The organism is Tenacibaculum sp. M1.3A, from assembly GCF_057732375.1.
This window is the reverse complement of the sequence record NZ_JBYJEF010000001.1, coordinates 282,940-301,413: the sequence shown is the minus strand read 5'-3', so window position 1 is coordinate 301,413 and position 18,474 is coordinate 282,940. Positions and strand designations below refer to the sequence as shown.

Below are 18,474 nucleotides of genomic sequence, written 5' to 3'. Positions count from 1 at the left end.
TAAAAGACAACTAATAAAAACGAATATTAAAGGTGTAGGGCTTTATTTTACGAAGTTTTACTGCAATTAACTACAATCAACTCATTGTTACTATTTGTTGTGAAAAACAGGTAAGAATCTCCACCATCTTTAAGCTTTGTTTCTGTTCTTATTTGTGCCACAGTTTTAGGGAAATTTCGTGTGGTGATATTTGCTTTTGAAATGGTTAATTGTTTTTTTAATTTCTTTTTGTTGTAAGGATGAATCTCCTCTATTTTAAATGTTCTTCCGGGGAAATTAAGTATTAATTCTTTGGATGTATATAAATGCGAATGTTGGTGTAGTTTTTTAACATCATATTGATTTGCTACTTCATTAAATCCACCTGACTTTAAAATTGCGGCATTAGGTTCGTATAGATAATTAGTTGGTAATGAGTAGTTTTTTTTACTTTCAGACTCAAGGTTAAAAATAAAATCCTGAACACTGTCTTTCAGTATGTTAATTGTTTTAATCTCTACTCTAGCTTTAGTGTTTTTTTTAAGTAAAAAAAGTAATTCTTTTACTTCATTATTTACAGCAATAACATGAATTTCTTTTACAAATTTTAACTCGTTTAATGTAGCTGTTATATCTAACATTGGTGAGTTTTTAATTAAGATAGTATCTGATTTTGTAAATAGAAAATCAATATTTTCAGGTACATTCGGTAAGCAATCTTTTAATAAAAATACCTTTCCTTTTATATCACTTCTACGAGAAGGATCAATATAAATACAGTCGAATTTTTCGGTGGTTTCTTTTAAAAAATCCAATCCATTACCTGCAATTGTTTGAATATTTTTAACAGCTAGTTGATTGTAATTGTGGGTTACAATTTCAGACAATTCTTTATTAATTTCTGCGTGTGTAACTTTATCAAATATTTTAGAAAAATAAAAAGCATCAACACCAAAACCACCTGTTATATCTATTAAGTTATTACCAGAAACTAAGCTCGCTTTATATTTAGCACTTACTTCAGATGATGTTTGCTCTATACTAATTTTTGGAGGATAATATATATTCTTTGTAGCGAACCAATGTGGTAATTTGTTCTTAGATTTTTGTTTGCTTATTATTTGGTTTGATAGTTCTTGTATTGATATATTATCAAACGGACTTCCTTTAAAAATCAGTTTTGTAATATTAGAATTTAAGTTTTTATCAATAAATTCTTGAACGATTTTATGTAAAATATTGGTGTTCAATAGTTTTATGTTTTGAGTAACAATATTATGATATTTTATTGGTTTTATTGAGGAAAGAAGCAATTTTACACTGCTTTTTTTCTTAGTTTTACAGCTTAATTAAGTATTTATAAAAATAAAATAATGAAAAAAAGTTTTTTATTAGTTGCTATGGTTTTAGCAACAATGAGTGTAAGCGCACAATATTATGTTTCAGTTAGTGGAGGTGTACATAGTGAGGCAAACATGAAACTATTATCTACATCAAGCGGAGCTTTAAAAGGTAGTTATGGTGAAGGAATTCAAACTCAAATAAGAGGAGGTTATTTTTTTAATGAAAAAATAGGTGTTGATTTGGGTGTAGGTTATTTACATGGAGAAGATCAACAAATTCGAAAAGATTATTTAGATGTTAATGCAAGAGCGAGGGCTTTTGGAGCTTCATTATCTGCTATTTATAATTTATCTAGTAATGTTTATATGCGTGCAGGTTTAATTACTAAAATTGGTGGCAAAAGTATTGCAGAAGGAAGATTAGATCTTGATATTCCTGGAGAATGGGTTAATCCTGCTTTAGCTGGTTCTGGCCAAACACTACCTTTAGAGGTTGAATTTGTTAGAGACAACGCAGGAGAGTTTCCTTTAGGTTTTGTTGGTGCTTTTGGTGTTAAGTTTGAAGTAGCTAACAACTGGAGTGTTTTTGCTGAAATGGAATATCAAGGAATAGATGTTGTTCCTAATAAATCTACTTTAACAAGGTATTCAGGAACTTTAGCAGGGCAACCTGTTGAAAGAGATCAGTTACTTGCTCTGATTGACGGTAATCCACAAGCAAGTGCTTTCTTTGAAGAAGATAAACTTTCTATTTTAGATGAATTTACATATTCAGATAACCCATCTGAAACTCAAAGAAAAAAGTTTGATGCTCCTTATTCTTCTTTTGGAATTAATTTTGGTGTAATCTATACTTTTAGTAAGTAGAATTATCTTCTTAAAGGTTAAAAAATAAAAAAAAAGGAATGACTTATAAGTTGTTTCTTTTTTTGTTTTTAAAATATTTAGCTCTTCTTTTCATTATTAATTGACTAAAACTAAATCCGTTATTTTTACTAATATAGCTATATTGTTTTTTTGTTTATTAATTGTAAAACTCCTTTCGCTAATTCATCGGCAGCTTTTGTATTATTTCTAAACCATAATTCGGGCTCTATCAACTCTAATTCTGCAAGTGCTAAATTATTGTTGTTATCTGTAAAAACATCAACTCTGGCGTAAATAGGCAGCTCATCGCATGCTTTTATGGCTTTTTCTGCAAAGTTAATTTCAAGTTGAGTAGGAGTATAGTCGTAAACTGATCCTCCAAAATCATCCTGAACTCTAAAATCTCCTTTTTTAACTATTTTTAAAACAGCATGTGTAAATTTTCCGTTTATGAGAATTAATGAAATTTCACCTTTTTTAACGATGTTATGCTGAAAAGGCTGCAATATTAACGCTTCTTTTACTATTAGTTTTTTAAAAATAGCATCATGTTCAGAAATGTTTTGGGTATTTATTCGATAAGTGTGTCTGCCTCCTCCCGAAACACAAGGTTTTAGTACAAACTCATTAAGTTGATGTTTTGTAGCTAATTCTTGTAAATTCCTTTTTTCGGAAGTTTCTATAAAGTAAGATTCGCAAATATGGACTTCTTTTTTTTGTAAATCTTGTAAATAGTGTTTATCAATATTCCAACGAATTATAGCTTCTGAATTTAGTAAAATAGTTTGTTTAGAAACATTGTTTAACCATTTTGAAAATTCATCATATCTATCAAAATAATCCCAGGTAGTTCTAAATAAAATGTATTTAGTTGTAGTCCAATTAAAAGTAGTATCATCCCAAGAAAGACGACCAACTTTTAAGCCTAATTTTTCTAAAGCAACTTTTACGTAATTATCTTCTTTTAAGACATTTTTACTGTATGTGTCGCCTTTTGTAGGATTTAAATACCTACTTTCTGTAAGAATTATAACATCATAAATTTTCATGTAGGAAATTTACAATAATTTATGATGTTATTTTAGTATTAACATTATAAAAAACGTGGTAAAGTGTATCTTATTTAGTGTAAAATAATTGTGTGAAATAGTAATTATTTTTTGCATCTTTTTTAATTCCGATACCAGTGTGTGTGTAATCTCCTTCAATATTTTCTCTATGACCAGGGCTATTTAACCAACCAGTAACAACTTCTTGGGCATTTCTTTGACGCGAAGCAACATTTTCTCCAAAACTAACAGCATTCACAAGTTTTCTTACTTCAATAAATCTGGCATCGAAGTTATCATGACTTATTTTGTTTTTAGCAATCATATATTGTGTATGTTCTAAGGCTATTCCTGCTATTTGCTCATTAAAAGTAAGGGTGTTTTTACCAATGCTACTTCTGTGTTCATTAATTAATTTATGAACTTCTTGAGTAATTGTATTGTTTTCGGTAGTATCAATATCGCTCATAGAACTTTCACTACATGAAATAAATATTAGGGAAGAAAACAAAATTAAAAAGTATTTTTTTGAATACATATTTTTTGGGGGGTAGGGTTTTAGAAAAAATAAAGAGCAAACTTACTGTTTATTTTGTTGATAATAATCTAACACATGTTTAGGAATTTCAACGCCTGTTTTTAATTTATCGTCAGAAATAGGAAATTCAGCAACTTGTTTTATAGGTACAATACCTGCCCAAATAGGTAAGTCGTAATCTTCAGGTTCATCAACTACACCAGTATCTCTAACTTTTGCAGAAGCGGTTTTAATAGTAAACTCTAACACTAAAGTTCTATCTAATTCTTTTTGATGCATTGGTCTTATTGAATCCCATTGGTTTGGTACCATTTGATCTACAATCCACTTTAAAATCTCCGTTTTTTCAACATCTTTTTCAACTTTATTTAAGCTTCCAAAAAGTGTCACAGAACGATAATTTACAGAATGATGTAAGCCAGAACGCGCTAAAACTAACCCGTCTAGATGCATAACTGTTATCGAAGTTTTACCGGTTTCTAAAATCGATAATAACATTCTGTTTGCTGTTGAACCATGAATATAAATCTTATCATCTCTTCTGGTGTATGCCATCGGAATTGTAATAGGATTACCTTCATAAATGTAGCCAACATAACATAAAAAACCTGCATCTAAAATCGTGTTAATCTTTCCTACATCATAGGTTGCTCTGTTTGCTCCCCGCTTTACTCTATTTAATTTTGATTGTTCGTATGTTGCCATAATTATATATTTTTTGATAAAACGTAATTATCGTATTCTTTTCCGTTTACATTAAAGGTTAACTCTCCAATTTTATTAAACTGATTTCTATTGTAAAAACGAATACCTCTTTCATTTTTAATATATACAGAAAGCCATATTGTAGTGGCCTTTTTTTCTTTGACCTTATCAATAATAAAATCTAAAAAGGGTTGCCCAATTTTCATTGGTAAAAACTGATTTAAAATGTAAATTTTCTCTAGCCTAGAGCTGTTCTTTTCAGTTTTATTTTCAAACCGTTGGTTTAATACAACTTTAGAAAAACCAACAGGTAAATCATCAACATAAACAATATGAAACAGATTGTTTTTACTCTCTAATTCTTCTGTTATTTTTTTGATAGAAAAAGCATTATCGCAATAAGCTAATAAATCATTTTCATCATCAATAAAATGACCATGAGACTCTGTATATGTAATTCTGCCCAATAAGGCTATGACTTCAGTATCTGAAGTTATTGCTGTTTTAAACGTAATCATCAATTATCTATTTTTAGGTGCTATTTCTCTAAATTTATCAGCATTAAATTTCGCTTTCTTTAAATTTTTCGGAGCATATATTCTTTTTGTTGACGCAGGATATTTTACTATCATTTCTGATGTTCTTATAGGACGCTCCACAAAATTACCAGCACAACTGGGGCATACATTTTTAAAAATTTCTAAAGCACATGTTTTACAATAAGTACATTCGAAAGAGCAAATCATAGCTTCAGTAGAATTGCTAGGTAAATCTTTATTACAGTGCTCACAATTTGGTCTTATTTCTAACATTACAAGTAACGTTCTTTAATTATGTCAATATGCCAAATGCTGTGTCCTAATAAAATAAAAGCACATGCTCTTGCAGAAACTGGCGAGTTACTAGCGGTTCCTAAATTGATTAAATTATCATCAGAAATACTATTAATTAAATTCATTGAATACCTACGTGAAACTATAAACTCTTCTAATAACTCGCCCATAGATTTATCGTTTGCTCCTGATGGATTTATATAAATATCTTGATCGAAACCAGCCATAGCTGTAGTATCTTTTCTTGCAATTCGTAAAAAGCGATACATAAAAATACGTTCGGTATCAATAATATGTTGCAATAGTTCCTTGATTGTCCATTTTTCAGGTTGATAACGGTATTCTAATTTATCTTTAGGAACAGACGAAAAAAAATCGATAACCATTTTCTTATCCTCTTCAAAACCTATCTTTAAATCTACCGAATCTGATACTTTATCTAAATATCTTTTATAATATTGGTCATGCTCGTTCGATTGTACGTTTTGTTTTGTCATTTTTTTAATGTTTTATTGTTCAAAAATAATATATTTATGGATTGTTATAATCATCCAGAAAAGATATAATCAGTAGTCCAGATGTTTCCATATAAAACCAGTCTTAAGCTAGATAGAAAAGGTTCACAATCTTTGTACTTGCAATTATCTAATCAGTTTATTCAATTGATAAAAGAACAAAAATTAAAACCTAAAAGCAAACTTCCAGGAAGTAGAAGTTTAGCGGAGTTGTTAAACGTGCATAGAAAAACGGTTGTTGCTTGTTATGATGAGTTAATGTTACAGGGTTGGGTAGAAAGTATTGCTAAAAAAGGAACTTTTGTACATAGCAATTTACCTTTATTACAGCAAACAACGTTTCATAAATTAGGTTTTAATACTGAAGATGCACAAACTGGTTTTTCTTTCTATAAAAATAATGTGCCCCAAATTGAATCGAAAACACAAAACGATGCCATTATGTATTTTAATGATGGTGTTTCTGACGGTCGATTAACACCAATGGATGAAATTGTAAGAACTTACAGAAGAATTGCGGCTAAAAAAAATGTACACAAACATTTGGGGTATAACTCAGTTTATGGAAGTGATAAATTAAGAGAAGTTTTAGTTACTTATTTAAATGAAACAAGAGGATTACAAATAACCAAAGAAAATGTTTTAATAACTCGCGGAAGTCAAATGGGAATTTGGTTATCCTCTCAATTATTATTAAAAGAGCTTGACATTATTGTAGTTGGTGAAACAAATTATGCTTCGGCAAATGCTACTTTTTCAAGTCAAAAAGCAATGTTAAAAACTGTTTTAGTGGATGAAAACGGAATTGTGACTGACGAGGTTGAAACTATTTGTAAAAAACAACAAATTAAAGGGGTATATGTAACTTCTCATCATCATCATCCAACAACGGTAACCTTATCTGCCGAAAGACGAATTCATTTATTAAACCTTTCTAAACAATATAATTTTGCCATTATTGAAGATGATTACGATTATGATTTTAATTATAATCATGCGCCAATTTTACCTTTAAAGAGTCATGATGTAAATAAAAATGTAATTTATATTGGTTCTATTTGTAAAACGGTGGCACCTGTTTTTAGAGTTGGGTATTTAATAGCATCTAAGGGGTTTGTAAATGAAGCGGCAAATCGCAGAAAAATAGTAGATAGGCAAGGAGATGAACTGTTAGAATTAACATTTGCAGATTTTATAAAATCGGGAGATTTAGATAGGCATATTAGAAAAGTAATGAAGGTTTATAAGCAACGAAGAGACTTGTTTTGTTACTTGTTGAATAAAGAATTAGGTGGCTTTTTTAAATTTGATAAACCAAAAGGAGGTATGGCTGTTTGGACGGTTTTAAATAAAAAATATTCGTGGAAACAAGTTGCAAAAGAGGCTTTAAAAAGTCAATTAGAAATTGGTGATTATTCTCGCTATGAAGCTGTAAATACAAACCACAATGCGATTAGAATTGGTTTTGCAAGTTATAAAGAAGAAGAGATTTACGAATTAATTGCTAAATTAAAAACAACAATGTTAGCGCTTAAAAACTAGCTTTTATCATTCGGTTGTTACCAGAAAAATCTTTTTTTAGTTCAATGTTTTTAAAACCTTTATCTTCTAACATTTTTACGGTTTCTTTTCCTAAATACTGATTGATTTCAAAAAATAATAGTCCGTTTTCTGATAAATGAAGTTTTGCTAAATCGGCTATTTTATCATAGAATATTAACGGGTTGTTATCATCAACAAATAAAGCTAAATGTGGTTCGTTTTCTAAAACATTATTTTTAATCTCTACTTTTTCTAATTCACGAACATAAGGCGGATTGGAAACAATAATATCTAATTTCATATCATTCTGAGAAGTGTGCGACGAAGTAATCTCATTCTTAGTAAAAGATAGCTTCATTTTATTCGCAATAACGTTTAAGTTTTCAGTCTTTAAAATATCAACTTCAAAAAAATCAATTTCAACCGAATTTAGTTTCGCATTTTCTTTGGCCGTAATTAAAGCTTCTTTAGATACATCAATAGCTGAAATTGTTGCATTTGGTAACTGCTTTTTTAAAGAAATAGGAATACAACCAGTTCCGGTTCCGATATCTAACAAGGTTAAAAAAATCTCGACTGCGCTCGAAGTGACACCCAAAGATTTTGGAATATTTTTACTTTCCAACTTTGTAACTTCACTAATAACCCACTCTACCAATTCTTCGGTTTCTGGTCTTGGAATTAACGTGTTTTTATTCACTAAAAAAGGCAATCCGTAAAACTCGGTATTTCCTAGTATATACTGAATAGGTTCCTCTTTTTGTAATCTTTTTATAGCTTTATTAAAAAACACTAAAACATCCGAAGGAATATCAAAATCTGCTTTTAAAACGGAATCAATTCGTTGAAATCCCAATTTTTCTTCAATCAACAAAAAGAAAAAAGAAGTTATTTCTGTTTCCGGATATATCGCTGATAATTCTTCTGAAAAATATGTTTTGAATTCTTTTAAAATCATTTTTAAGCCTCTATTAAATCTTTTAACATCCAAACATTACAAGAAAAATGACCTGTATTTCCCATGGGTGCATCTAAATTAACAAATCCGTTTTTGGCATACAAAGCTCTTGCAGCATCCATATAAGGCATGGTTTCTAAATAACATTGCTTGTATTTCTGGTCTTTTGCTTTAGATAAACAATAATTAATTAGCTTGCTTCCTAAACCTTTTCCTCTTGCTATTGGTAAAAGATACATTTTTTGTAGCTCACAAATAGTCTCTTCAAAATTAGGCAAACCCGCAAAACCAACACCACCAACTATTTTATGTTGATGTTCTATTACAAAATAGGCTGTTTTTTCTTTTTGATACGTTTCAAACATCTCATCAGTTGCTTTATCTTCATAAGCAGTACCAACTTTAGGTGCGCCAAATTCAGTTAAAACAGTTCTAATAACGCTCGCTATTTGTTGATTGTCACTAGGTTTAATTTCTCGGATAATAAAATCAGAAGGAGTCATAGGAATACCTTATTTTTGCTTTGCAAATTACCTAAAAAAATAAGAATCGAGATGAAGAAATTGGGGTTTTTTATAGTTGTTTTATTTATTATGAGTTGTTCTATAAAAGAGAAACCAATATTTATAAAAATAGATAATATTAAAATTTTATCTATTTCTTCAGATACAATTCGATTACAAGCGAAAGCTTTCTTCAAAAACCCCAATGATATTGGTGGAAAAATAGCAACAGATGAAATTAAAGTAATCATAAATGGCGAAGAAGTAGCTCAGGTTTCTTCTAATGAGTTTGATGTTCCTGCTCGTAACGAATTTAATATTCCGTTACAAGTGGTAATTCCTGCTAAAAAGATATTTGGAGATACTAAAAACGGAGTTTTAGGAGGTTTGATTAATTCAATTTTAAATAAAAGTGTAGAAGTGCAATTTAAAGGGGAGTTACGTTATACCATATTTGGTTTTTCAGATGTGTATCCGATTGACAAAATAGAAGATATTAAAATAAAATTCTAGTTTTTTTGAAGCACGAAAATTACATACAACGTTGTTTACAATTAGCTAAAAATGGTATTGGTACTGCGCGTCCAAATCCGTCAGTTGGAGCTGTTATTGTTTGTAATGATAAAATTATAGGAGAAGGATATACAAGCAATTATGGTGGTAATCACGCAGAAGTAAACGCGATAAACTCAGTTGTAAATAAACATTTATTAAAAGAAGCAACTATTTACGTAACCTTAGAGCCGTGCGCGCATTTTGGTAAAACACCGCCTTGTGCCGATTTAATCATAAAACATAAAATACCTAACGTTGTAATTGGCTGTGTTGATACGAATAGTTTGGTTGCAGGTAAAGGAATTGAGCGTTTGGAAAATGCAGGAATCAATGTAATTATGGGTGTTTTAGAAGCAGAATGCAAGCAACATCATAAACGATTTTTCACTTTTCAGAATAAAAAACGACCTTATATTATTTTAAAATGGGCCGAAACTTCGGATGCTTTTGTAGCACCGTTTCGTGATTATGAGCAAAGCGAAATAACATCAAAAGATATAAAAAGATTGCCTCAGCAAAAAAACGTGCTTCGCAACGACGCTAAACCAGTTTGGATTTCTAACGAATACTCAAAACAGTTAGTTCATAAATGGCGAAGTGAAGAACATGCTATTTTAGTTGGTACAAATACTGTAATTGCAGATAATCCGTCATTAACAGTGCGCAGTTGGTCGGGAAATAATCCGATTAGAATTGTAATAGATAAAACCTTACGAATCTCTGAAAACGCAACGGTATTCGATAAGAAAGTAAAAACGATTGTTTTAACGGATAAACAATGTATTCTTCATTGCGAACAAGTTGAAACAATCTCTTACGAGCAATTAGATTTTTCATCCCGCGTAGCGGAACAAATATGTGATGTTTTACAAAAGTATAATATTCAATCTGTAATTATTGAAGGAGGTACACAAACGCTGCAAACTTTTATAAATGCTAATCTTTGGGATGAGGCAAGAATTTTTACTGGAAAAACAACGTTTAAAAGTGGAGTAGTAGCTCCAATTATAAAAGGAAAGTTAAAAAAAGAGGAAAACATCGAAGGCGATGTATTAAAGACATATATAAATGATTAAAAATATTGTTTTCGATTTTGGTGATATCTTCATCAATTTAGATAAAGAAGCAACTTATAAAGAATTAGCAAAACTGGGCGTAACCAATATTTCTGAAGATATGATTGTAACTTATCATCAATATGAAATGGGTTTAATTTCTACCGATGAGTTTGTAAACTTTTATAAAACCAAGTTTCCGCAGTTAAGTCGTGAAAATTTGGTAAATGCTTGGAATGCTATTTTATTAGATTTCCCAAAACGCAGATTAGCGTTTTTAAAAGAGTTAGTAGCATCAAATAAATACAGATTATTCTTATTAAGTAATACAAACGACTTACATATTTCTTGGATTCAGAATAATTGGGGAACTGAATTATACAATGAGTTTAAAAACTGTTTTGAGCAGTTTTATTTATCACATGAAATAAATTTTAGAAAACCAAATGCAAATATTTACGAATTTGTATTGAGTGAAAATAATTTAAAAGCTTCAGAAACTATTTTTGTAGATGACTTAAAAGAAAATACGGAAGCAGCCAAAGAGTTAGGAATGCAAGTTTGGAATTTAATTCCAGGAAAAGAAGATGTAGTTGATTTATTAAAAAGAAAAGAATTTTTGGTGTGATTTATTTAGTTTTAAGTGTTTTAGTTTCTAGTTTAATATTTGTAATTTTTAAATTGTTTGATGTTTTTAAAATAAACACCTCACAGGCCATTGTTGTAAATTATGTTATCGCATTGTCTTTTGGTTTGTTTACCTCAAGTGTTGCCTTACCAATTGCACAAATACCTGAACAACCTTGGTTTTTTGGGGCTTTTTGTTTAGGTTTTTTGTTTATTACAATATTTAATGTGATGGGAATAACTGCACAAAAAAACGGATTATCAGTTGCTTCGGTAGCAGGTAAAATGTCCGTAGTTATACCTATTATTGCTGGTGTATTTATTTATAATGAAAGTGTTGGTATTGTAAAAGTTATCGGAATTTTAATGGCGTTAGTCGCTGTTTATTTATCTTCTGCTAAAAGTGATATTTCACCTGTGAAATTTAAAAATTTAGTATATCCGTTGTTATTATTTGTAGGTTCTGGTTGTATTGATGCAGGTTTAAAATATACAGAAACTACTTATGTGTCAGACGGAGCAGTACCTATGTTTTTAGCAACTATTTTTGGTTGTGCCTTTATATTGGGTTGTATCTTTATAATTACACAACTAATAAAAGGTGATTTTAAGTTTCAATTTAAAAATATTTTAGGGGGAATAGCTTTAGGAATTCCAAACTATTATTCGATGGAGTTTTTATTAAAAGCATTACAAACCGAAGGGTTAGAAAGTTCAACTTTATTTACTATAAATAATGTATCTGTTGTTATTTTAACGACCATTTTTGCATTGGTTTTCTTTAAAGAAAAGTTAATCAAAAAAAACTGGATAGGAATAGGATTGGCTGTAATTAGTATTTTATTAGTAGCTTCGGCATAATGAGCGAAATTAAAGACATTTACAAAACGATTGATGTTGCTTCTGAAGAAACATTATTTAAAGATAGAAACAGTAAGTTTTTTGGCTATGCTTTTCCTGTTTTTACAGAAGACGATGTTAAAGAAGCTATAGAAACTTTAAAAAAGAAACACCATTCGGCACGCCATTTTTGTTATGCTTGGCAATTCGGCACAGAAACAATTCGTTTTAGAGCCAATGATGATGGTGAACCTAGTAATTCTGCAGGAATACCTATTTACGGACAAATACAAGCTTTTGATGTTACCAATATTTTAATTGTTTCTGTTCGTTATTTTGGTGGCACAAAACTAGGAGTAGGAGGTTTGATAAATGCTTATAGAACTTCGGCTCAATTGGCTTTAGAAATTTCTGATATCAAAGAGAAAACCATAGATATTCAGTATCAATTAACTTTTGATTACGGTATGATGAATAAGGTGCAACGCGTTGTAAAAGAACGAAACCTAAATATTATTGCTCAGAAATTAGAAATGGATTGCCAATACACTATTTCTGTACGTAAAAAAGAGGCACAAATGATATTCGATATTTTTGATAACCTTTTTAAGGTTACAATTAAAGAATTGTAGTTACATATAAATCACCATAATTTAAAATGCAAATAACCAAACTTACTACTAATAGTGTTTTACCTCTTACATGTTCTCGATCGGGAACTTGTTGTTTTGGTAAAGATGTAATGCTTAATCCTTGGGAATTATTTCGTTTTAGTAAAGAAAAGAAAACAACTCCCAAAGAGTTTAGAGATTTGTATACTAAGTTTGGCGGAATTCAATTGCTTTTTAATGGTAAACAGGATAAAAAAGGGCAACATGCCTGTAGTTTATATTTAGATGATGCTGGATGTAGCGTTCACGAAGGTCGCCCGTTAGCTTGTCGTTTGTATCCTCTAGGACGCCAGGTGCAATTTGATAAAGCAGTATATATTTATGAAGGAAAGCAATTTCCTTGTCTAAACGACTGTGCTGAAGTTTTAGATTTACCAAAATTGAGTGTCGGTGAATATCTTAAAGGGCAAAAAGCTGATTTATTTGAAAAGGCTTTAGATGAATATTTAATCATCATGCAAAATATTGCGGATATCGGTTTCGAACTATTGTTAGATTCGGGTTTAGCCGCTTCTGACGATACTAAAACATTAGCTTTATGGAGAGTAACAGGAAGTGAATCACATGAGTTGTCAGCCAAAAGAATCGGACAAGAATGGTTAGATTGTTTGATGATACCTGATATAACTATTGATGCGGAAGATCCTACTATTTTTGCACAAAAACATAACGATTTATTACTCCAAAAAGCACAAGAAGAATTCGGAGCAATACAAACATTAGAAGAACTTCATAAAGCATCTGTTTTAATAATTGCTGTAGCACTGCATTTATCGAGAGGTTTAGGAGCGGACACAAAAGGAATTTCGGAACATTGGATAGAAATTGCTAAAAGTCACGGTGCTAAAGAATAGCTTTTCATTATTAAAATAACTATCAACCCGTTGTGCATTTTGATAAAATTCTGTCAATTCGAGTGAATTTTACGATTAAAATGAGTAAAATTTGTATCGAGAGTAAAAATTTTAGCTTCCAAATTAGTTCTCGATACGATTTTTATCAAAAATCACTCGAACAGACATTAAGAATATTATTTTAAATTCAAAATACACAACGGATACTATCAAGTTTATCGCATAACGATTTATGAAAATTAAGCTATAATTATTACACTTAATTTTTAATGCTTACTTTTAAAGCAAAACCAAATATTATAATTTCATGCGCTTTTTACTTACCTTACTATGTGTCCTTTCTTTTGGGTTTACAGTACAAACCGATGCACAAACCTTTACTGAATCTGATTATGATGTTTTAAAATACAGACTTTTAGGCCCTTTTAGAGGCGGAAGAAGTGCTGCGGTAACAGGTGTGCCAAACAAACCAAATCTATATTATTTTGGATCAACTGGTGGTGGAATCTGGAAAACAACAAACGGTGGTAGACAATGGGAGAACATTTCGGATGGTTTTTTTGGAGGAAGTATCGGAGCGATTTCGGTATCAAAATCCGATCCTAATGTTATGTATGTTGGTGGTGGTGAAAAAACAGTAAGAGGTAATGTTTCCTCTGGTTATGGTATTTGGAAAACTGTTGATGCAGGTATAACTTGGACAAATGCTGGATTGAAAAATTCAAGACATGTTCCTAGAATAGCAATTCACCCAACAAATTCTAACATTGTTTATGCAGGAGTTATGGGGAATTTATATAAACCAACTCAAGAACGTGGTGTTTATAAAAGTATTGATGGCGGTAAAACATGGAAGAAGACGTTGTTCTCTAACGAACATGCAGGAGTTGTAGATTTACAAATGGACCCTACAAATCCACGAATTTTATATGCATCTACATGGCGAATTAATAGAACTCCGTACAGTTTAAACTCTGGAGGAGAAGGTTCAGCGTTATGGAAAAGTACAGATAGCGGAGAAACATGGACGGAGATTTCAACAAAAAAAGGATTTCCAGAAGGTACTTTAGGTATTATTGGTGTAACAGTATCTCCAGTTAATAACCAGCGTGTTTGGGCTATTGTAGAAAATAAAGATAAAGGTGGTTTGTACCAAAGTAATGATGGCGGCGAAACGTGGGAACAAGTAAATAGCGAGCGTAAAATCCGTCAACGTGCTTGGTATTATACTCGTGTTTATGCTGATACTAAAGATGTTGATAAAGTGTACGTTTTAAATGTACGCTATCATAAAAGTGTGGATGGTGGAAAAACTTTTAGTACACATAATGCACCACATGGAGATCATCATGATTTATGGATAGCCCCAGAAAACCCAGATCGTATGATTATAGGTGATGATGGTGGAGCGCAAGTTACTTATGATGGTGGCAAAACTTGGAGTACTTATCACAACCAACCAACATCGCAGTTTTATAGAGTTACTACAGACAATCATTTTCCGTATCGTATTTACGCTGCTCAGCAGGATAATTCAACCATCAGAATTCCGCATAGAACTGATGGAGGAGCTATAACCGAGAATGATTGGGAATCTACCGCAGGTGGAGAATCGGCACATATTGCTGTTGACCCTAAAGATAATGATATTGTTTATGGTGGAAGTTACGATGGTTTTTTAACACGAGTTAATCATAAAACAGGAACTGTACGTGCAATTAATGTTTGGCCAGATAATCCTATGGGACATGGAGCAGAAGGTATGAAATATCGTTTTCAATGGAATTTTCCTATCATGTTTTCAAAACATAATCCAAATAAATTATACACTTTTTCGCAACATGTTCACGTAACCGAAAACGAAGGGCAGTCATGGAAAATTATTAGTGATGATTTAACAAGAAACGATCCTGATAAATTAAAATCATCAGGAGGACCAATTACTCAAGACAACACATCAGTAGAATATTATTGTACTATTTTTGCAGCGCAAGAATCGCCATTAAAAGAAGGTTTACTTTGGGTTGGTAGTGATGATGGATTAATTCATATCACAAAAAACGGAGGTGAAACTTGGCAAAATGTAACGCCAAAAGGAATGCCAGAATGGATGATGATAAATAGCATTGAACCAAGTGCTTTTGATGAAGGTACTTGTTATGTAGCTGGGACAAAATATAAGACAGGGGATTTTACTCCGTATTTATATAAAACAACAGACTACGGGAAATCTTGGACTAAAATTACAAACGGAATTAATCCAGAGCATTTTACACGTGTTGTTCGCGAAGATCCTAAACGCAAAGGGTTATTGTATGCAGGTACAGAAACGGGAATGTATATTTCTTTTGATGATGGTAAAAATTGGAAGCCATTTCAATTAAATTTACCTATTGTACCAATTACTGATTTAACCATTAAAGATAATAGTTTAATAGTAGCAACGCAAGGTAGAAGTTTATGGATGATTGATGATTTAACGGTTATTCATCAATTAATGAATAATAAATTAAAAGAGAATATGTTATTCAAGCCAAAAGATACATACAGAATGCGTGGCGGTAGTAAAAAAGGTAGTAAAACATTAGGAACAAATAAGCCTAATGGTGTGGTTACTTTTTTTAACTTAAAAGATTATGATAAAAAGAAAGATACCATTTCATTAACCTATTTAGATATAAAAGGCGACACTATAAAGTCGGTAAGTACAGCGAATAAAAAGAAAAACGTGTTGGTCGCTAAAAAAGGAGGGAACCAATATATCTGGAGCATGACTTATAAAGGCGCAGAAAAGCTAAAAGGAATGATATTATGGTGGGCAAGTTTAAAGGGGCCGAAAGCCTTACCAGGAGTTTATAAAGTGAGTTTAAATGTAAATGGAAAAACTCAAGAACAAGCGTTTACCATTCTTGCAGATCCAAGAGCTGAAAGTACACAAGCTGACATGGAAAAGCAATTCGATTTTATAAAAGATGTAAATATAACGATGGATAATGCTCATAAATCTATCAAAAAAATCAGAAATATCAATGCTCAATTATCAGCTTTTCAAAAACAATATAAAAATAATTCGTTGGTAAAAGATTTGATAGAAAAAGCAAGAGATTTAAAAAAGCAATTCACAAAAATTGAGGAAGCCTTATATCAAACAAAAAACAGAAGCGGGCAAGACCCGTTAAACTTCCCGATTCGATTAACCAATAAACTAGGGCATTTAAACAGCTTAATAAGTATGGGAGATTTCGCACCAACCGAACAAGATATTGCTGTAAAAAATGAGTTAAAACAAAAAATAAATGTACAATTAAAGGTTTTTAACGAGTTGTTAAGTAATGAGATAAAAGTATTTAACGCTACTTTTAACAGCAAAAAGTTAAACTATTTATTTATAGAAAAAGAATAGTAAATAAACATAGTAATTCTAATTAACCTTAAATAATAACGCTTTAAATATAGATCTGTGAGTTTAGAGAAAGAATACGATTATATAATAATTGGTAGTGGTTTTGGTGGTTCTGTAAGTGCTTTAAGATTATCAGAAAAAGGATACAAGGTTTTAGTGGTTGAAAAAGGAAAATGGTTTAAGGCTAAAGATTTCCCTAAAACAAACTGGAATTTTAAAAAATGGCTTTGGATGCCAAGATTGCGTTTTTTTGGTATCATGAAATTAACCATATTTAAACATGTGGCAATACTATCGGGTACTGGTGTTGGCGGTGGTTCTTTGGTGTATGCAAATACATTGCCTGTTCCTAAATCAACTTTTTTTAAAACTGGTAGTTGGAGTAACTTAAAAGACTGGGAAACCGAATTAGTACCTTATTATAAAGAAGCTTTGCGAATGCTTGGGGCAGCAAAAAATCCACAATTATTTGATGGAGATATCGGGCTAAAAAAAGTAGCCAAAAAATTAGGAATGGAGGATAAGTTTGACGCTCCTGATGTTGCTATATATTTTGGTGAAGAAAATGTAACTAAAAAAGATCCATATTTTAATGGTAAAGGCCCAGAAAGAACAGGTTGTAATTTTTGTGGAGCTTGTATGACAGGGTGCAGGAATAATTCTAAAAACACTTTAGATAAAAACTACTTGTACTTAGCTCAAAAATTGGGTGCAGAAATAATAGCAGAAAACGAAGTTTATGATGTTATTCCTACAACTTTAAACGATGGCAATACAGGTTACGAAATTGCTATAAAAACCAGCACAAAATTTTTCACCAAAAAGAGAAAAATTAAAAGTAAAGGTGTAGTTTTTTCAGGCGGAGTGATGGGCACAGTTAAACTTTTATTAAAGCTTAAAATAAATTCATTACCTAATATTTCTGACAGATTAGGGCAAGATATAAGAACAAATAATGAAACTTTAGTAAGTGTATCTAGTCTCGAAAAAGGCAAGAATTATTCAAAAGGTGTAGCAATTGGTAGTATTTTAGATACTGATGAGAACTCTCACCTAGAAATTGTTAGGTATGCAGAAGGTTCTAACGCTTGGAAGTTTTTGCACTTACCATATGTTACAAACACAAATGTTTTTGCTCGTATCGCTATGATATTTGTGTCTTTAATAAAATCGCCTATTAAATATTTTAAAATTTATTTTGCTAATAGTTGGGCAAAGAAAACGGTGGTGCTGCTTTTTATGCAAACTTTAGATAGTACGCTTCGATTTAAAAGAAATATTTTTGGATCAATGACTTCAACTGTAAGCACAGGTAAAAAACCAACTCCGTTTATTAAAGAATCTCGAAAGTTAGTAGAAGAATATAGTAAGGCTGTAAATGGCGTAAGTACATCGTTTGCCTTAGAAACATTAGCCGGAATTCCTTCAACAGCGCATGTTTTAGGTGGTGCGGTAATGAGCGAAAATCCTTCAGAGGGTGTTATCAATAAAAATAATGAGGTTTTTGGTTACAAAGATCTTTATATTATTGATGGATCTATGATTTCTGCAAATCCGGGAGTTAATCCGTCATTGTCAATTACAGCAATCGCTGAGCATGCAATGAATCAAATTCCGAAAAAATAAATTTTTAATAA

19 protein-coding genes are annotated in these 18,474 nt (G+C 31.1%); 10 read left to right on the top strand and 9 right to left on the bottom strand.

Features of this window, described 5'->3' with window-relative positions; translation table 11 throughout:
- Positions 1 to 47 precede the first annotated feature (47 nt).
- A complete protein-coding gene (locus tag AC28QF_RS01430; protein ID WP_488200140.1) occupies positions 48 to 1,229 on the bottom strand; it encodes a THUMP-like domain-containing protein in 1,182 nt (393 codons plus the stop codon).
- Positions 1,230 to 1,352: 123 nt separating this feature from the next.
- Between AC28QF_RS01430 and AC28QF_RS01425 the strand changes: the two genes are divergently transcribed.
- A complete protein-coding gene (locus tag AC28QF_RS01425; RefSeq protein WP_488200141.1) occupies positions 1,353 to 2,189 on the top strand; it encodes an outer membrane beta-barrel protein in 837 nt (278 codons plus the stop codon).
- A gap of 137 nt (positions 2,190 to 2,326) precedes the next feature.
- On the opposite strand, the gene AC28QF_RS01420 is transcribed toward AC28QF_RS01425, so the two are convergent.
- The 6 genes from AC28QF_RS01420 to AC28QF_RS01395 all read right to left on the bottom strand — a co-directional run bounded on the left by AC28QF_RS01420 (position 2,327) and on the right by AC28QF_RS01395 (position 5,811).
- Positions 2,327 to 3,238 (bottom strand): ATP-grasp domain-containing protein, encoded by a 912-nt coding sequence (locus tag AC28QF_RS01420; RefSeq protein ID WP_488200142.1) that lies wholly within the window; start codon positions 3,236 to 3,238, stop codon positions 2,327 to 2,329.
- A gap of 70 nt (positions 3,239 to 3,308) precedes the next feature.
- The gene (locus tag AC28QF_RS01415; protein ID WP_488200143.1) at positions 3,309 to 3,776 is read right to left on the bottom strand and encodes a CAP domain-containing protein; all 468 of its coding nucleotides are present in this window, start codon (positions 3,774 to 3,776) and stop codon (positions 3,309 to 3,311) included.
- 42 nt (positions 3,777 to 3,818) lie between these two features.
- Entirely contained in the window at positions 3,819 to 4,481 is a 663-nt protein-coding gene (locus tag AC28QF_RS01410) for a pyridoxamine 5'-phosphate oxidase family protein (protein ID WP_488200144.1), read from the bottom strand.
- A 2-nt stretch (positions 4,482 to 4,483) separates the two neighbouring features.
- On the bottom strand, positions 4,484 to 4,999 hold the full coding sequence (locus tag AC28QF_RS01405; protein ID WP_488200145.1) for a GNAT family N-acetyltransferase: 516 nt from the start codon (positions 4,997 to 4,999) through the stop codon (positions 4,484 to 4,486).
- Between the two features lie 3 nt (positions 5,000 to 5,002).
- Positions 5,003 to 5,293 carry a DUF1272 domain-containing protein gene (locus AC28QF_RS01400; RefSeq protein ID WP_488200146.1) on the bottom strand — a complete coding sequence of 97 codons (291 nt, stop codon included), beginning with the start codon at positions 5,291 to 5,293 and terminating at the stop codon, positions 5,003 to 5,005.
- Positions 5,293 to 5,811 (bottom strand): DinB family protein, encoded by a 519-nt coding sequence (locus AC28QF_RS01395; protein ID WP_488200147.1) that lies wholly within the window; start codon positions 5,809 to 5,811, stop codon positions 5,293 to 5,295. The genes AC28QF_RS01400 and AC28QF_RS01395 overlap by 1 nt, the downstream gene beginning before the upstream one ends.
- A gap of 81 nt (positions 5,812 to 5,892) precedes the next feature.
- On the opposite strand from AC28QF_RS01395, the gene pdxR reads away from it, so the two are divergent.
- On the top strand, positions 5,893 to 7,371 hold the full coding sequence (gene pdxR / locus AC28QF_RS01390; protein ID WP_488200148.1) for a MocR-like pyridoxine biosynthesis transcription factor PdxR: 1,479 nt from the start codon (positions 5,893 to 5,895) through the stop codon (positions 7,369 to 7,371).
- Here the strand turns inward: pdxR and prmC are convergent.
- Together prmC and AC28QF_RS01380 are read right to left on the bottom strand one after the other, a co-directional pair.
- A complete protein-coding gene (gene prmC, locus AC28QF_RS01385) occupies positions 7,361 to 8,329 on the bottom strand; it encodes a peptide chain release factor N(5)-glutamine methyltransferase (protein ID WP_488200149.1) in 969 nt (322 codons plus the stop codon). The two genes, pdxR and prmC, sit on opposite strands and share 11 nt — an antisense overlap.
- Before the next feature lie 2 nt (positions 8,330 to 8,331).
- Entirely contained in the window at positions 8,332 to 8,832 is a 501-nt protein-coding gene (locus tag AC28QF_RS01380; protein ID WP_488200150.1) for a GNAT family N-acetyltransferase, read from the bottom strand.
- Between the two features lie 51 nt (positions 8,833 to 8,883).
- Here AC28QF_RS01380 and AC28QF_RS01375 point away from each other — a divergent pair, with 51 nt between their 5' ends.
- From AC28QF_RS01375 to AC28QF_RS01340, 8 genes are all read left to right on the top strand, one after another.
- Positions 8,884 to 9,345, top strand: coding sequence for an LEA type 2 family protein (locus tag AC28QF_RS01375; RefSeq protein ID WP_488200151.1), 462 nt, complete (start codon positions 8,884 to 8,886; stop codon positions 9,343 to 9,345).
- Between the two features lie 5 nt (positions 9,346 to 9,350).
- Positions 9,351 to 10,463 (top strand): bifunctional diaminohydroxyphosphoribosylaminopyrimidine deaminase/5-amino-6-(5-phosphoribosylamino)uracil reductase RibD, encoded by a 1,113-nt coding sequence (gene ribD / locus AC28QF_RS01370; RefSeq protein WP_488200152.1) that lies wholly within the window; start codon positions 9,351 to 9,353, stop codon positions 10,461 to 10,463.
- Positions 10,456 to 11,070, top strand: a complete 615-nt coding sequence (locus tag AC28QF_RS01365) for an HAD-IA family hydrolase (protein ID WP_488200153.1) — start codon at positions 10,456 to 10,458, stop codon at positions 11,068 to 11,070. Before ribD ends, AC28QF_RS01365 begins: the two co-directional genes overlap by 8 nt.
- Positions 11,067 to 11,930 (top strand): EamA family transporter, encoded by an 864-nt coding sequence (locus AC28QF_RS01360; protein WP_488200154.1) that lies wholly within the window; start codon positions 11,067 to 11,069, stop codon positions 11,928 to 11,930. Before AC28QF_RS01365 ends, AC28QF_RS01360 begins: the two co-directional genes overlap by 4 nt.
- Positions 11,930 to 12,541 carry an IMPACT family protein gene (locus AC28QF_RS01355; protein ID WP_488200155.1) on the top strand — a complete coding sequence of 204 codons (612 nt, stop codon included), beginning with the start codon at positions 11,930 to 11,932 and terminating at the stop codon, positions 12,539 to 12,541. The genes AC28QF_RS01360 and AC28QF_RS01355 overlap by 1 nt, the downstream gene beginning before the upstream one ends.
- A 26-nt stretch (positions 12,542 to 12,567) precedes the next feature.
- Positions 12,568 to 13,434: a YkgJ family cysteine cluster protein gene (locus tag AC28QF_RS01350; protein WP_488200156.1), complete on the top strand. Its 867-nt coding sequence runs from the start codon at positions 12,568 to 12,570 to the stop codon at positions 13,432 to 13,434.
- 307 nt (positions 13,435 to 13,741) lie between these two features.
- A complete protein-coding gene (locus AC28QF_RS01345) occupies positions 13,742 to 16,837 on the top strand; it encodes a WD40/YVTN/BNR-like repeat-containing protein (protein ID WP_488200157.1) in 3,096 nt (1,031 codons plus the stop codon).
- Positions 16,838 to 16,894: 57 nt separating this feature from the next.
- Positions 16,895 to 18,463 (top strand): GMC oxidoreductase, encoded by a 1,569-nt coding sequence (locus AC28QF_RS01340; RefSeq protein WP_488200158.1) that lies wholly within the window; start codon positions 16,895 to 16,897, stop codon positions 18,461 to 18,463.
- Positions 18,464 to 18,474: the final 11 nt, after the last annotated feature.

Coding starts and splice junctions, on each gene's coding strand:
- AC28QF_RS01415 (WP_488200143.1), bottom strand. CDS start 3,776: ATGTATTCAAAAAAATACTTTTTAATTTTGTTTTCTTCCCTAATATTT.
- prmC (WP_488200149.1), bottom strand. CDS start 8,329: ATGATTTTAAAAGAATTCAAAACATATTTTTCAGAAGAATTATCAGCG.
- AC28QF_RS01355 (WP_488200155.1), top strand. CDS start 11,930: ATGAGCGAAATTAAAGACATTTACAAAACGATTGATGTTGCTTCTGAA.
- AC28QF_RS01345 (WP_488200157.1), top strand. CDS start 13,742: ATGCGCTTTTTACTTACCTTACTATGTGTCCTTTCTTTTGGGTTTACA.
- AC28QF_RS01420 (WP_488200142.1), bottom strand. CDS start 3,238: ATGAAAATTTATGATGTTATAATTCTTACAGAAAGTAGGTATTTAAAT.
- AC28QF_RS01425 (WP_488200141.1), top strand. CDS start 1,353: ATGAAAAAAAGTTTTTTATTAGTTGCTATGGTTTTAGCAACAATGAGT.
- pdxR (WP_488200148.1), top strand. CDS start 5,893: ATGTTTCCATATAAAACCAGTCTTAAGCTAGATAGAAAAGGTTCACAA.
- AC28QF_RS01365 (WP_488200153.1), top strand. CDS start 10,456: ATGATTAAAAATATTGTTTTCGATTTTGGTGATATCTTCATCAATTTA.
- AC28QF_RS01350 (WP_488200156.1), top strand. CDS start 12,568: ATGCAAATAACCAAACTTACTACTAATAGTGTTTTACCTCTTACATGT.
- AC28QF_RS01375 (WP_488200151.1), top strand. CDS start 8,884: ATGAAGAAATTGGGGTTTTTTATAGTTGTTTTATTTATTATGAGTTGT.
- AC28QF_RS01380 (WP_488200150.1), bottom strand. CDS start 8,832: ATGACTCCTTCTGATTTTATTATCCGAGAAATTAAACCTAGTGACAAT.
- AC28QF_RS01400 (WP_488200146.1), bottom strand. CDS start 5,293: ATGTTAGAAATAAGACCAAATTGTGAGCACTGTAATAAAGATTTACCT.
- AC28QF_RS01405 (WP_488200145.1), bottom strand. CDS start 4,999: ATGATTACGTTTAAAACAGCAATAACTTCAGATACTGAAGTCATAGCC.
- AC28QF_RS01410 (WP_488200144.1), bottom strand. CDS start 4,481: ATGGCAACATACGAACAATCAAAATTAAATAGAGTAAAGCGGGGAGCA.
- AC28QF_RS01395 (WP_488200147.1), bottom strand. CDS start 5,811: ATGACAAAACAAAACGTACAATCGAACGAGCATGACCAATATTATAAA.